At 48.2% G+C, this 13,315-nt stretch carries 11 protein-coding genes and 4 tRNA genes; 1 reads left to right on the forward strand and 14 read right to left on the reverse strand.

Going from position 1 to position 13,315, the window contains the following annotated elements:
• Positions 1-401: 401 nt before the first annotated feature.
• From EIZ48_RS11330 to EIZ48_RS11370, 9 genes are all read right to left on the reverse strand, one after another.
• Positions 402-478: transfer RNA gene (locus EIZ48_RS11330), tRNA-Val, on the reverse strand.
• Between the two features lie 23 nt (positions 479-501).
• Positions 502-578: transfer RNA gene (locus tag EIZ48_RS11335), tRNA-Val, on the reverse strand.
• A 52-nt stretch (positions 579-630) separates the two neighbouring features.
• Positions 631-707: transfer RNA gene (locus EIZ48_RS11340), tRNA-Val, on the reverse strand.
• 23 nt (positions 708-730) lie between these two features.
• Positions 731-807: transfer RNA gene (locus EIZ48_RS11345), tRNA-Val, on the reverse strand.
• A 185-nt stretch (positions 808-992) separates the two neighbouring features.
• Positions 993-1,790, reverse strand: coding sequence for a ParA family protein (locus EIZ48_RS11350; RefSeq protein ID WP_160651153.1), 798 nt, complete (start codon positions 1,788-1,790; stop codon positions 993-995).
• Positions 1,791-1,855: 65 nt separating this feature from the next.
• On the reverse strand, positions 1,856-2,116 hold the full coding sequence (locus tag EIZ48_RS11355) for a DUF5062 family protein (RefSeq protein WP_075763414.1): 261 nt from the start codon (positions 2,114-2,116) through the stop codon (positions 1,856-1,858).
• A gap of 133 nt (positions 2,117-2,249) precedes the next feature.
• A complete protein-coding gene (locus tag EIZ48_RS11360; RefSeq protein WP_160651156.1) occupies positions 2,250-3,299 on the reverse strand; it encodes a DUF3080 domain-containing protein in 1,050 nt (349 codons plus the stop codon).
• A gap of 94 nt (positions 3,300-3,393) precedes the next feature.
• The gene (locus tag EIZ48_RS11365) at positions 3,394-4,764 is read right to left on the reverse strand and encodes an MATE family efflux transporter (protein ID WP_160651159.1); all 1,371 of its coding nucleotides are present in this window, start codon (positions 4,762-4,764) and stop codon (positions 3,394-3,396) included.
• Between the two features lie 87 nt (positions 4,765-4,851).
• Positions 4,852-6,732, reverse strand: a complete 1,881-nt coding sequence (locus EIZ48_RS11370; RefSeq protein ID WP_160651162.1) for a diguanylate cyclase — start codon at positions 6,730-6,732, stop codon at positions 4,852-4,854.
• Positions 6,733-6,931: 199 nt separating this feature from the next.
• On the opposite strand from EIZ48_RS11370, the gene EIZ48_RS11375 reads away from it, so the two are divergent.
• Positions 6,932-7,546, forward strand: coding sequence for a riboflavin synthase subunit alpha (locus EIZ48_RS11375; RefSeq protein WP_160651165.1), 615 nt, complete (start codon positions 6,932-6,934; stop codon positions 7,544-7,546).
• An 83-nt stretch (positions 7,547-7,629) separates the two neighbouring features.
• Here EIZ48_RS11375 and EIZ48_RS11380 read toward each other — a convergent pair whose 3' ends face one another.
• The 5 genes from EIZ48_RS11380 to hutU all read right to left on the reverse strand — a co-directional run bounded on the left by EIZ48_RS11380 (position 7,630) and on the right by hutU (position 13,311).
• On the reverse strand, positions 7,630-7,833 hold the full coding sequence (locus tag EIZ48_RS11380) for a CPXCG motif-containing cysteine-rich protein (protein ID WP_075763419.1): 204 nt from the start codon (positions 7,831-7,833) through the stop codon (positions 7,630-7,632).
• Between the two features lie 324 nt (positions 7,834-8,157).
• On the reverse strand, positions 8,158-8,811 hold the full coding sequence (gene hxpB / locus EIZ48_RS11385) for a hexitol phosphatase HxpB (protein ID WP_160651168.1): 654 nt from the start codon (positions 8,809-8,811) through the stop codon (positions 8,158-8,160).
• Positions 8,812-8,944: 133 nt separating this feature from the next.
• Positions 8,945-9,811 (reverse strand): fructosamine kinase family protein, encoded by an 867-nt coding sequence (locus EIZ48_RS11390; RefSeq protein ID WP_160651171.1) that lies wholly within the window; start codon positions 9,809-9,811, stop codon positions 8,945-8,947.
• Positions 9,812-10,040: 229 nt separating this feature from the next.
• The gene (gene hutH / locus EIZ48_RS11395; RefSeq protein WP_160651174.1) at positions 10,041-11,573 is read right to left on the reverse strand and encodes a histidine ammonia-lyase; all 1,533 of its coding nucleotides are present in this window, start codon (positions 11,571-11,573) and stop codon (positions 10,041-10,043) included.
• Between the two features lie 25 nt (positions 11,574-11,598).
• Positions 11,599-13,311: a urocanate hydratase gene (gene hutU / locus EIZ48_RS11400; protein WP_160651176.1), complete on the reverse strand. Its 1,713-nt coding sequence runs from the start codon at positions 13,309-13,311 to the stop codon at positions 11,599-11,601.
• Between the last annotated feature and the right edge of the window lie 4 nt (positions 13,312-13,315).

A 13,315-nucleotide genomic window follows, 5' to 3' on the forward strand; every position in this document is an offset into this window, starting at 1 on the left:
CAGCGCACTTCAAAGTTTTAATTTTGGTATTTAGGAAATGAATGCTATGTAACCGAATACATTTCGGTTAACTGCCCGTGACGTTTCTGTTCAACGAACTGGTTTGCGAGCAACCTGTAATTTTTGAGTATGTATCCGTTCACCTTGAAGTTAAATTGCTGCTAATTACCTCATATGAAGAGGTTGTCTGTGATTGCGGATTGAATCTTCATCAACTCAGAAGGCATACGTATCTCGATGCGTGAGTGATGTTAGAGGGAGCCGTGGGGATTGTAGTGGCATTCAAACCGGTACGACCCGATAGGATGATTCATCTCCAGTCGGATGCTGAAAAGGTGTTTGGTAAGGGTAGGGTACCGAAACGAAAAAAGCCTGTTCCGAAGAACAGGCTTTCTTATGTATGGTGCGTCTGAGTGGACTCGAACCACCGACCCCCGCCATGTCAAGGCGATACTCTAACCAGCTGAGCTACAGACGCAAATTGTTATTCTCATCGAGAATTGGTACGACCGAGTGGACTCGAACCACCGACCCCCACCATGTCAAGGTGGTGCTCTAACCAGCTGAGCTACGGTCGTATCATTTGTTAGTAGACTGCATTTATATCGAATAATGCAGTGTACTGAAATTTGGTGCGTCTGAGTGGACTCGAACCACCGACCCCCGCCATGTCAAGGCGATACTCTAACCAGCTGAGCTACAGACGCARATTGTTATTCTCATCGAGAATTGGTACGACCGAGTGGACTTGAACCACCGACCCCCACCATGTCAAGGTGGTGCTCTAACCAGCTGAGCTACGGTCGTACTGTTGTGTTCCTGAGAACAAGGAGGATATTAAACACTTCATTCTGGTGGTGCAAGTGCAAGTATCCAGAAAGTCAGAAAAAAGAGATTGTTTGCTTACAGTTTGTCCAAAGCGCGAGCCGAATCGGCAGTAGTGGATAGTTTTGCGCTAATCAAGGTTCGATTAGCGCGTTTATAATGGCTTGTTATTGCTCGATTTCTGCTGTTTTATCTGCAGTTTCTTCAAGGGTATGGAAGAGCTTTTCGAATGTTATGGTCAGCTTATGGTTAGGCAGCAAATGGATCAGAGGTTGCTGGTGGTAGTGAGACTCTTTCATTTTGATCGAAAGCGGAAGATAAGGCTCTAAAATCGGCAACCCGAGATCACTCAGATCGGCGATGATCTGGGCCGGGAAGTTAGCTTGGGCATTGAACATATTGACGATCACTCCCTCGACTTCCAGCTTAGGATTATGATCTTCACGAAGTTCAGCCACATTATTGAGCAAGGTGATCAGCGCTTGTTGAGAGAAGCTGTCGCAATCGAAAGGAATTAACAGCCGTTTGGCTGCGATCAGGGCGGCCTTGCTGAAGAAGTTCAGGTTCGGCGGGGTATCGATATAGATCCGATCATAGCTTTTCTCAAGCTCGTCCAGAGCATCTCGAAGCTTGTAGATTTTATAGCGTCGCTCAAGTTCAGATTCTATTTTTTCGAGCTTAGGGCTCGAGGGAATAATATCAAGGTTAGAGAAAGGCGTGGGTTGCGGAAAGTCTTTGACCGGCGTCGATACTGAAAACCATCCGACAGTTTGATTGAGTAAATCAGCAACCGTCGTATTGCTATCGCTGTTGATATCATAGCCGAGGTAATGGCTGCTGTTGCCTTGTACATCGAGATCAATCAATAACGTTTTATAACCATTGGCTGCACTTAGTGCTGCCAAGTTTGCCGCGATGCTTGATTTTCCGACTCCACCTTTTTGATTGAATACTACCCGACGCATTGTTTCCTACCTTGGAATATGTGTAATTAGAATACGTTACCTGACGCTATTATGAGTCGCAATGCTTATTTGAGTAACTCGTGATCAGGGGGTAATAATCGTGAAATCCACAGCACTAACTTGTGCTTCATGTTAGGACCATCTTCCTGATTGGTTGCTAGCGGGGTAATTTGTTTCGCCTCGACCAGCAGGCGGTAAATGCATTCGACTTTGTCTTTCGGCGAGACCGTTTTGTCGAGGTCGCCATATCCTTGCTTTTTCGCAAACGCCATACCTAGCTCTAATGCTTTCTTAAGCAGTTTGGCTTCATTCTTGTGTTTCTTCATTGTTTGCTCCTTGCAATACGGATTTGCTGAGTTCACACAGCTGGATGAACTTAGCGAATAGGTATTGCCGAGCTTTCATCTTAGAGCGAACAGCACTGAATTAATAGTATGATTTTGTTCCAATACTGTGTAATTACTCATTTTTTGTAACGAGCTTAAGTTGGCATCGCTTGAATGTTCGTTGCCAAAATTTCACGTGATTAAGGATTGCCTCCCTGAAGCTGGCATGCAGCTCACCGGCAATATAGCTTTGATAATAGGGAGTAAACTGGGGTGAGACTTCAGAGGGGGGCCGCAACAAAACTTTCAGCGGTGCCTGGATTTGACTGTATTGTGAGTCTAGCTCCGCAAGGTAGGGCTGGATATTACCGGCAAAAAAACGGTGAAACACATTCGTGAGATAGACGGCTTTTTGCTGGTTACGGTTTGCACCACAGATGATGTTTGCTTCGTTGGATTCCAACAGGTGGGTAGATGCATTTAGCCAGTCCCGAGAGCGGGCGAGTGAATATACAAGCTGGCCGAAATATCGATGGGTGTAGATCTGTTGCTGGTAGTCCAACAGGCGTTCAACTTGTTTGGGCGGAACAGTTCCGCCGTCTTGAAGCGTGTTATGAATGAACAGTAAATAACGCATAGCATCATGGTTAGCGGCAAATCCCGGATACTCAGTCAGGCCAAAGGGAGTGTGATAAATTCGCAGTTGTTTTCGCCACTCCTCGCCGGTTGTCAGCATATTCCAGAGATAGACGGGAAGCTGTTGCTGTTTGAGTTGGTGGAGCTCTTTGATCTCGGGAAGGATGTCAGCATCCTGGGGCAGGGTAGCGAGGCAGTGCTCCAAGCCATCCATGAATAGTAGTTCGTAGCGGAAGCGATGCGTTTTATCCTGTACTTTGCCCAGGATTGAATTTCTTTCGGCGATTAGGTGAAACAGACCGCACTTTCTGAGCTCGTAGGCGTCGAGCAATCCAATGCGAATGTCTTCAATGGGCAAGAGCAGATCGCGAATATCGGCTAGCTGCGGAATGTCAGTGTCAGGCTTGTTCGAGGGGGAGACTTCCAGTACGTTGGCCAGCCGTTCGTTGTAGTTTTCAAGGCTATCTTCAGCCGTAGTAAATTCGCACCCTGCAAGAGTGAGTAAAGCTGAAACGACGATGGTGAAAAAGAAGGGTTTGTTTAGCATCGCATAGAGTACTCGTTTTCTTCTATTATGGTGAATGCCATGCAAAAAAGAAAAGGCGGCACATGGCCGCCTTATGTTGAAAATGGAACCAACTCTATCGAAGTGACATTGCTATCTGGGCATCATCGTCTTGTTTGTGAACCCAGTGCATACGGGCACCCAGCATGATCGCCGCTGATGTCAGGCCGATAATATTCCCGTACCAGAAACCATGAGGCCCCATTGGTTCGACTATCCAGTCTGTCATTCCCAAGGTATAGCCGATTGGCAGGCCGAGGATCCAATATGCAATGAAGGTACGGACAAAAATGGCTTGCATGTCTTTGTATCCACGCAAGGCGCCAGCAGCGACCACCTGAATGGCATCGGTGCACTGGTAGACAGCCGCGAGGAAGAGCAATTGGCCGGCAAGGATCACAACATCAGGGTTGTCGGTATAAAGCAGGGCAATATCTTCACGGAATATAACCGTCATTGCAGCGGTTGTCATCGACATCAGCAAGCCTATCAGCAGTCCGCAGTGACTGGCAATTTTTGCTTCGGTAAGGTTCTTTTCGCCTAGCAGGTGGCCGACCCGGATGCTAAGTGCGGCGCCCAGGCTCATTGGCAGCATGAACACCAGCGAGGAAAAGTTAATGGCAACCTGGTGCGAGGCGACAACGATTGAGCCGAGCGGCGAAATTAACAAGGCAATAGCAGCAAACAGCGATACTTCGAAAAATAGTGATGCGGCGACAGGAAAGCCTAGTTTGAACAAGCGCAAAATAGCTTTTGGCTGCGGCGTATACCAGGCGTTGAAGAGGCCTGCTTTCTTAAGGCGTTTGTTGATCAGTACGTATGCCAACATCGAGAAAAACATCAGCCAGTAGACGATAGCCGTAGCTACACCACAGCCAACCCCGCCAAGCTCAGGGGCGTCAAATTTACCGTAGACAAAGATCCAGTTGAGCGGAATATTGGCTGCCAGGCCAATGAATCCGATAACCATGCCCGGTACTGTCATCGACAGTCCTTCAGAGAAACTCTTCAGGGTTTGGAAGAACAGAAAAGCCGGTACGGCGAACAGAACTGCGTGCATGTAGCCAATGGTTTTTTCGCCAAGCACGGGCTCGACATCCATCATATCAATGAGCATACCTGCATTGTAAAGAACAAGCATGATCGGTATTGAGATGATCAGCGAAAGCGTAAAACCATGCTGTACTTCAAACGGGATTTTTTCTTTTTTCCCGGAGCCATTTAGCTGGGCAACGACCGGAACAAGTGCAATCAGCAAGCCAACGCCAAATAGAATCGAAGGCAACCAGATACTCGCCGCCACGGAAACCGCGGCCATATCGGTTGCACTGACGCCACCGGCCATGACAGTATCGACAAATCCCATGGATGTTTGGGCGACAGACGCAATAAGTACAGGTATTGCTAGCTTGAGTAAGTGGCGCGTTTCACGCCGGTAATTATGCACAGAATGCTCCTGAAGCAGAGATAAGTAATACAAATAAACAAGCGTGGATTATAGCGCCTCATGAGGACGATACAATTATTGTTGGAGTTATTGCACTAGATTTTCCGAGTGAAACTGGGTATCGATAACGGCTTTGTTCTTGCCAGTTCGCTTGGCTTTATAGAGCATCCTATCAGCAATGGCATAACAGCTCAATTTTCCAGGACCGCAGCGGGTAGCACCGATACTGGTAGTAATCACTATTGATGTGTCCTGAACTGTCAGGGGGGATTTTTCAAGACTCTCGAAAATTTGGTCTGTTAATTGTCTAACTTGTTCGGCGTTTCTGCCTTCGGACCAGATGGCAAACTCTTCGCCGCCAATTCGGCCAATGTAGTCGCCATCTGCCAGGCAGCTTTGGCAACTTTTGGCAAAGTGCTGAAGGGCGAGATCGCCTGTTACATGGCCAAAGTGATCGTTTAGCTGCTTGAAGTTGTCGATATCTAGAATGAGAAGCCAACCGTCGGTATCTTTGGTGGATAGCTCGAATTGTTCCCAGAAATGGCGACGGTTCGCAATCCCGGTTAGCGGGTCGATATAAGCAAGCTCGCGTAGTTGGCGATTGGCGATACTCAGTTCTTCTGTTCTGGCTCTTACTCGCTCCTCCAGCTGTAAGTTCTGCTCCTCGAGAAGCGTATTCAGCCGTTTGGTTTCTTGCTGTTGCTGATCAAGCTGGCGGATTGTTGACTCGATATGCGTGGTCATTTTGTTGAACGATTTTTCGAGTTGTCCTACTTCATCATCGCGATCAACGGTGATCTTCTTATCCCACTTTCCTTGGCTTATTTCTTCGGCAATTTTTGTTAGCTGGCGGATAGGCGTCAGTATATAGCGGGTGCCTAATGAGCCGTAATAGGTTGCCAGGGCAATCATTAACATAGTAATAATGATGGCATAGTGTTTTGCTTGGAGAAATCCCGGCGTTAGATCTGATAACGGAGAATACAGCACAATTCGCATGTTGCGTTTGGGTCCCAACGGGTATTCTGTATAGTAGCTAACCCAGGGGTGGCCCTGGAAGGTAAATGGCTGCGTGGTCTCAAGGCTTCTGGCATTATTGTTAGCTGTATTATGGTTTTGGTTGTCATGTTGCTTTATCAACGGCCAAAGCTTACCAAGTGCATGTGATTGCGAAGAGCTCACGTTGATTAGTTGGCCTTGTTGCGGACTGTGTAAAGGGTTGCTGCTAGCCAGAATTTGACCAGCCTCGTTAACGAGGGCCACGGTGCTATTTTCGCTGGGCTTGGCTTTTATCAGTTCATTGACCACGCTGGTGAGTGTAATGTCTAGCCCCCATACGCCAACAATCTGATTATTTTCATCCCGCAGGGCTTTAGACAGGGTAATACCTAGCTGGTTCTGATCAATGGCGCCAGGGTAGAGGTCACTCCAAATAGGTTTGTTTGATGTAAGAGCTCGTTGGTACCATTCTCTCGTACGGGCATCAAAGTGCTCCGTGGTTGCGGTAGCAACGCCACCTCTTCCGTTGTGCAGGGTTTGATAGCTGGTCAAAGGGCCTGCTCCCCCGTTTTCTGATTCAAGTCGAGTGAAGTGTTTGTCCCAGTCGTGTCCGAGCGAAAGCAACCCGCCCTCGTTGTTGGCGAAGTAGAAGTAGTCGATCGTAAAGTGATGGTTCAATACATTGGACAGATAGACAATAAGTTTGTCGCGGTCCTGAACAATAGTGGGTAAATCTGCTGCTATTTTTTTTTGGTGTTGATAGACATCTCTGGCTTCAGAAAAGAAACTATCCAGCTGGTGATAAATGGTTTCGCTGGAGTGATGGTATAGCCTTTCGATGGTTTGCAACCGGACCTGTTCAGAGCTGTGATACCATAACAGTCCAATTGGAATGGCCGTTAACAACACCAGCAGAGTCAGGATTAACTGAATACGCAGACCAAGGTTTTTAGATAATTGTCTTAACATATTATACCCTTGAGCTATTCAGGAATTTATTGGCTGATATTGAGTGCCTCGAAGGATATATTCTCCTGTCGATGGTTACAAATGTTATAGCCGTGTTTTATAAGATTTTTGTTTAGGTTATTAGGATTGACTGGGTGATTAGCAGCCCTCTCATAAAGAGGGACGATTATTCCCTTGCAAAATATAAACAGGAGAGACCATGTTTACCGGGATTGTTCAGGGTACTGCGGAAGTTATCGAAATTACCAAAAAAGATCAGTTTCAGACTCATGTTATTCGGATGCCGTCGCAGTTGTTGTCTGGGCTTGAGATTGGCGCGTCAGTTGCTCATAACGGTTGCTGCCTGACGGTAACGGCGTGCTCTGGTGACGAGGTTGCCTTTGATTTGATGCAGGAGACATTAAAGGTGACCAACCTTGGTTTGCTGAAAGTCGGTGATGCGGTGAATGTTGAGCGAGCAGCCAAGTTCGGCGATGAAATTGGTGGCCATTCGATGTCGGGACATATTAACTTTTCGACAGAAATCAGCGAGGTTATCACCAGTCCGAATAATTGTACTATCTGGTTCCAACTGCCTGAAGCTTACGCTAAGTATGTATTACGCAAGGGCTACATTGGCATTGATGGTTGTTCATTGACGATAGGGGAGGTTAAAGATAATCGTTTCTGCGTCCATTTGATCCCTGAAACGCTTAGCCGAACCCTGTTTGGTTGCCGTCAGGCTGGCGATATTGTGAATATTGAAATCGATCCCCAGACACAGGCCATTGTTGATACCGTTGAACGAGTGCTGGCGGCAAAAGAAACTGCATAGTAGCGCTTTGTTTAATAGCAATCCCTGCCATTGCAGGGATTGTTTGTTTTAATGGGTATTCAGCCACCTACCAGGGAGATTAGTTAGAAAATCTGTTCATCGTCGGCATCAACGAATAGATTTATGGTTTTATGCAGCTCATCAACTTCCATCGTTAAATGAATGGCGTGGCAACATGCCGGACAATCATCGTAAAACTCTTGGCTACCTGCGCTGGCATCGAGGGTTATTCTAATATTATGTCCGCAATGAGGGCATATAACCCCTTGTTCAGTATAGTTTTTCATAGTGTACTCCGTAGAGGTGCTGAGCACATAAAATCGGCTTCATTACTGATTTATAGGAATAATTGTATCTAACTAAACTTTAGCGTCATGCATTCGTTTTTGCCGAGAATTAACTGCAAAGTTTGATTGGATAAGAAGTTTCGGAGAAATAATGAAAGTTTTGTCAGGGATTGATATTTTTGGCTGGATGTTTGTCGTTTTATAAGATTTGCTTTGTTTGGTAACGTGTTGATTTTGGAACATTTATGAAGACTAAAGGTATGCAAAATATGAGGTAAAGACAAGGCGATTTGCCTTTACCTCAGCATAGTAGCATCTGGCGTGTTACAGGCTGGCAATTAGTTGCTGATTTACTTCGTGAAGCGAGGAAAGTTTTCTATCAGCAATCGCCCAGCGCGCATCATCGGCATAGGCTTTTTCCGGTACGGCAATGCCTTTCATTTGCGCGGCTTTGGCGGCAAGCAGGCCGTTTACCGAGTCTTCAAATGCGACGCAGGCCTGTGGAGCGACACCCAGTTCATCGGCGGCATTGATGTAGACTTCCGGGTGCGGTTTTCCATAGCGAAGGTGTTCCGCAGACAGTACCGCAGAGAACTTGCTTTCCAGAGAAAGGGCTTCCAGGGTCGACTGGATCAGGCGCATCGGCGAGGAAGAGGCAAGGGCAATTTTCAATCCTAGCTGTTCGCAGGTTGCCAGGGCTTCAAGTACGCCCGGTAGCATCGGCTTATGTTCTTTGATTAGCTCTTCAACCCGTACCACAATCATTTCTGTTACTGTGGCACAGTCGAGATCTTGCCAAGGTTGTTTGGCATACCAAAACTCGACGACCTGATCGATACGTAGTCCCATGGTTTGCAGGGTATCTTTTTGCTCAATTTGCACGCCTAGCGAAGAGAAAATCTCAACCTGTGCACGTTGCCAGAAGGGTTCCGAATCGACCAACAGGCCATCCATATCAAAAACAGCTGCTTGTAACATCAATATCTCTCAGTAAGAATGATAACGAAAACAAGCCGAGAGCTCGGCAGGATATCCAGCCAAGTGCTCAGCTTGTAATTTTTACTGAAGATATCATATATCTCAGATAGAGAATAATCCCGAAGGCGCCTGACTATTTGAGCAGGCCGAGTTTTTCTATCGAGTGTTCGGCTTGGGCAATATAGCTGCCGCCAAACAGGTTACAGTGGTTGAGGACATGGTAAAGGTTATAAAGCTCTTTACGCTCTTGATATCCTTCATCCAAAGGCCAGACAGACTGGTAACCCTCATAGAAGGTTGGCGGAAAGCCGCCAAAAAGTTCGGTCATCGCAATATCACACTCGCGATCCCCCCAGTAACTGGCCGGATCAAAAATAATCGGCCCGGTGACAGTAACGGCGGTATTGCCATGCCAGAGATCACCGTGGAGTAGTGATGGTTTGGGCTGGTGGTGCATCAAAAGGTCGATGACTCGACTGGTGATGGTATCAATATTGCCCAAATCGATGCCTTTTTCCTGACAAATTTGCAACTGCCAGGCAATGCGTTGCTCAGCAAAGAAACGACACCAACGCCGACGCCACTTGTTCGGTTGTGGGGTTAGCCCGATATAATTGTCCCAGTCAAAACCGTATTCAGCCTGCTCACCCCAGGAATGCAGCCTGGCAAGCTCTTGCCCCAGAGTATAGGCGGCATCGTTATCAAGCACTTTGGTTGGCAGGTAGTTTAAGACCAAAAATGATTTGTCGCGGCAGGTACCGAGGTGAATAAATTCAGGAACCTGTATGCAATCAGCTTCGTTAAGGACATGCAGGCTTTCGGCTTCCGTCTCGAAAATCATCAGTTGCTCACGATCATTGAGCTTCAGGAAGTACCGATCATTGCCATCACCAATACAGTAGCACTCATTGATATCACCGCCTTCAAGAGGTTCCTTTTCAATGATTTTGAATGGTTTATCTAAAACTTCTGAAAGCTGGTGAGAAATCGCTTGCCACATAGCACCCTCCACGGCTGATCAAGATAATACGAGACTTTATAAGTGTCTCATCAACATCTTAGTCTATTTATTGAGCAAATTACTGTGCGCTTATCAAGGTTTTAGCCTGTCCGAATAGGTGACGACTATTAAATAATAGTCAACTCGGCCTCAAAAAGTTGATTAAAAACGATGACAAAATAATGAAAAAGCCGGAAAAAGTATTTTCCGGCATTTGATTAGGAGGGGATTACAAGCTTGGCAGTAACTGCTCTGGCATCAGTAGGTTGTAGGTTGCCTCTTTAAGCAGTTGGTTCGCTTTTTCAATGTCCGGTGCGAAGTACCTGTCTTTGTCATAGAAGCTAACACGCTCACGAAGTTGAGCCTTAGCCTGCTCGATGCGCTCAGAGCTCTTGTTCGGTGTTCTGAAATCCAGTCCTTGCGCAGCAGCAAGAAGCTCCACAGCCAGGATACCACGAGTATTCTCAGCCATATCGGTCAGGCGGCGTCCGGCAAAGGTCGCCATCGAGACGTGGTCTTCCTGGTTAGCCGATGTAGGCAGGCTATCTACAGAGGCTGGGTGGGCTAGCGTTTTGTTTTCGCTAGCCAGTGCCGCTGAGGTTACCTGCGCAATCATAAAGCCTGAGTTCACGCCGCCGTTGTCGACTAAGAAAGGTGGCAGTTTACTCAGGGCGCTGTCGATAAGCAGAGCCATCCTGCGCTCGGACAGGCTACCAATTTCAGCAATTGCCAACGCCAGATTGTCAGCTGCCATGGCGACAGGCTCAGCATGGAAGTTACCTCCGGAGATAATGTCGCCATCGTCGGCAAATACCAGCGGGTTATCTGAGACCGCATTGGCTTCAACTTCCAGAATGTCGGCAGAGTTGCGGATCTGCTGTAGGCAGGCCCCCATCACCTGAGGCTGGCAGCGAAGAGAATATGGGTCTTGTACTTTTTCGCACTGCTGATGCGACAGGCCAATCTCGCTGTCTTTGCTCAGCATATGTCGATAAGCCGTTGCGGCATCAATCTGTCCGCGATGACCACGAACACGGTGTATTCGTGGATCAAATGGGCGGCGGCTACCCAATGCCGCATCTACTGACATGGCTCCACAGACAGTACCGGAAGCATAGAGATCTTCTGCAGCAAATAGGCCTTCAAGCGCAAAGGCCGTAGAAGCCTGGGTACCGTTAAGCAAGGCCAAGCCTTCTTTCGGCGCAAGTGTGATTGGTTCTAACCCCGCTACTTTTAGCGCCTGGGCACCTGTAATCACCTCACCTTTATGGCGTGCCTGTCCTTCCCCAAGCAGCACCGTACTCATATGGGCAAGGGGGGCTAAATCACCTGAAGCACCAACGGAGCCTTTCTTAGGTATGCATGGATAGACTTCAGAGTTCACCAGTTTCATCAGCGCATTGACCACCAGTGGACGAATACCGGAATAGCCGCGAGAAAGGCTGTTGATTTTCAGAGTCATCATCAGGCGAACCGTTGCGTCGTCCATGAACTCACCGATGCCGGCAGCATGTGAGAGAACGATACTGCGCTGCAGCGTTTCAAGATCTTCAACAGCAATACGGGTGTTGGCCAGTAGGCCAAAGCCTGTGTTGATACCATAGACAACACGATCTTCAGCAATAATTTGTTCAACGGCCTGGGTACTTTCCAACATGCCTTTTAGCGCTGACTCGTGCAGAGATAGCTCAACAGGTTGGCGGCTGATTTCACGGAGTTGCTTAAGTGATAGCTTTCCCGGATTAATTTCTAATTGGTACATACAACTTCCTTCTTGCTACCGTTGATTATTGTGTCGCTGACGGGGTGGTGATCATTGGCAAGTCAAGACCTTGCTCTTTTGCACAGTTAATGGCGATGTCATAACCCGCATCGGCATGACGCATTACCCCTGTGGCCGGGTCATTGCGCAGAACACGACCAACACGTTCGGCTGCATCGTCACTACCGTCACATACGATAACCATGCCGGAGTGCTGCGAGAAGCCCATACCGACCCCGCCGCCGTGGTGCAGCGACACCCAAGTAGCGCCAGAAGCGGTATTCAGCAGGGCATTCAGTAGCGGCCAGTCTGATACGGCGTCGGAACCATCCATCATACCTTCGGTTTCGCGGTTAGGGCTGGCAACAGAGCCAGAATCCAAGTGGTCGCGACCGATCACAATCGGTGCTTTCAGCTCGCCATTTTTCACCATTTCATTAAACGCTTTACCCAGGCGGGCACGGTCTTTCAGGCCGACCCAGCAGATACGTGCCGGTAGTCCCTGAAACTGAATACGCTCACGGGCCATGTCGAGCCAGTTGTGCAGATGAGGGTTGTCCGGGATAAGCTCTTTTACCTTCTGATCGGTTTTGTAAATATCTTCCGGATCGCCAGACAGGGCAGCCCAGCGGAATGGCCCGACGCCTTCACAGAACAACGGACGGATATAGGCAGGTACAAATCCCGGGAAGTCAAAGGCATTCTCAACCCCTTCCTCAAATGCCATCTGGCGAATGTTATTACCGTAGTCAACTGTTGCAGATCCGGCCTTCTGTAGATCCAGCATCGCCTGTACCTGGACTGCCATTGATTGCTTGGCGGCTTTGACGACTGCGGCTTCGTCTTTGGTTCGCATTTCAGCGGCATATTCCATGCTCCAGCCTTTCGGCAGATAGCCATTCAGGGGATCATGCGCAGAGGTCTGGTCTGTGGTGGCATCAGGCACAATGCCGCGTTCAACCAGCTCTGGATAGACATCTGCCGCGTTTGCCAGCAGGCCAACGGAAACAGGTTTGCCAGTTTGTTTCGACTCTTCGATAATTGCTAGTGCTTCATCCAGGGTGGTTGCCTTGCAATCGACATAGCCAGTGCGGAGACGATAGTCGATACGTGATTCATCGCATTCGACAGCCAGCATAGAGAATCCGGCCATTGTCGCTGCCAGCGGCTGAGCGCCACCCATACCGCCAAGACCACCGGTTAAGATCCAACGGCCTTTGGCATCACCGTTGAAGTGCTGTCGTGCCATGGCAACGAATGTTTCGTACGTGCCCTGAACAATGCCCTGAGAGCCGATATAGATCCAGCTACCCGCGGTCATTTGGCCGTACATCATCAGGCCTTCTTTATCGAGCTCGTTAAAGTGCTCCCAATTTGCCCAGTGCGGTACCAAGTTTGAGTTGGCAATCAATACACGCGGTGCATTGCTATGGGTTTTAAAAACCCCAACAGGCTTACCGGACTGAACCAGTAAGGTCTCGTCATCTTCCAGACGCTGCAATACTTCAACAATCTTGTCATAGCATTCCCAGTTACGGGCCGCACGGCCGATACCACCATATACGACTAGCGCGTGAGGGTGTTCGGCAACATCCGGGTGCAGGTTGTTCATCAGCATCCTAAGTGGTGCCTCTGTTAACCATGACTTGGCGTTTAGCTGTGTCCCAGTTGGGGCTTTAATTGTTCTGGTATCATCTAAACGTGGGTTTGATTGTTGTTGAGACGTAGATTGCGTCATTTGG

It is taken from the genome of Photobacterium alginatilyticum, assembly GCF_009910675.1.
Lineage (GTDB): Bacteria > Pseudomonadota > Gammaproteobacteria > Enterobacterales > Vibrionaceae > Photobacterium > Photobacterium alginatilyticum.

Excerpts from the sequence above, each read along its gene's own strand:
- EIZ48_RS11350 (WP_160651153.1), bottom strand. The coding sequence starts at position 1,790 with ATGCGTCGGGTAGTATTCAATCAAAAAGGTGGAGTCGGAAAATCAAGC.
- EIZ48_RS11360 (WP_160651156.1), bottom strand. The coding sequence starts at position 3,299 with ATGCTAAACAAACCCTTCTTTTTCACCATCGTCGTTTCAGCTTTACTC.
- EIZ48_RS11370 (WP_160651162.1), bottom strand. The coding sequence starts at position 6,732 with ATGTTAAGACAATTATCTAAAAACCTTGGTCTGCGTATTCAGTTAATC.
- EIZ48_RS11355 (WP_075763414.1), bottom strand. The coding sequence starts at position 2,116 with ATGAAGAAACACAAGAATGAAGCCAAACTGCTTAAGAAAGCATTAGAG.
- EIZ48_RS11380 (WP_075763419.1), bottom strand. The coding sequence starts at position 7,833 with ATGAAAAACTATACTGAACAAGGGGTTATATGCCCTCATTGCGGACAT.
- EIZ48_RS11390 (WP_160651171.1), bottom strand. The coding sequence starts at position 9,811 with ATGTGGCAAGCGATTTCTCACCAGCTTTCAGAAGTTTTAGATAAACCA.
- hutU (WP_160651176.1), bottom strand. The coding sequence starts at position 13,311 with ATGACGCAATCTACGTCTCAACAACAATCAAACCCACGTTTAGATGAT.
- hxpB (WP_160651168.1), bottom strand. The coding sequence starts at position 8,811 with ATGTTACAAGCAGCTGTTTTTGATATGGATGGCCTGTTGGTCGATTCG.
- EIZ48_RS11375 (WP_160651165.1), top strand. The coding sequence starts at position 6,932 with ATGTTTACCGGGATTGTTCAGGGTACTGCGGAAGTTATCGAAATTACC.
- hutH (WP_160651174.1), bottom strand. The coding sequence starts at position 11,573 with ATGTACCAATTAGAAATTAATCCGGGAAAGCTATCACTTAAGCAACTC.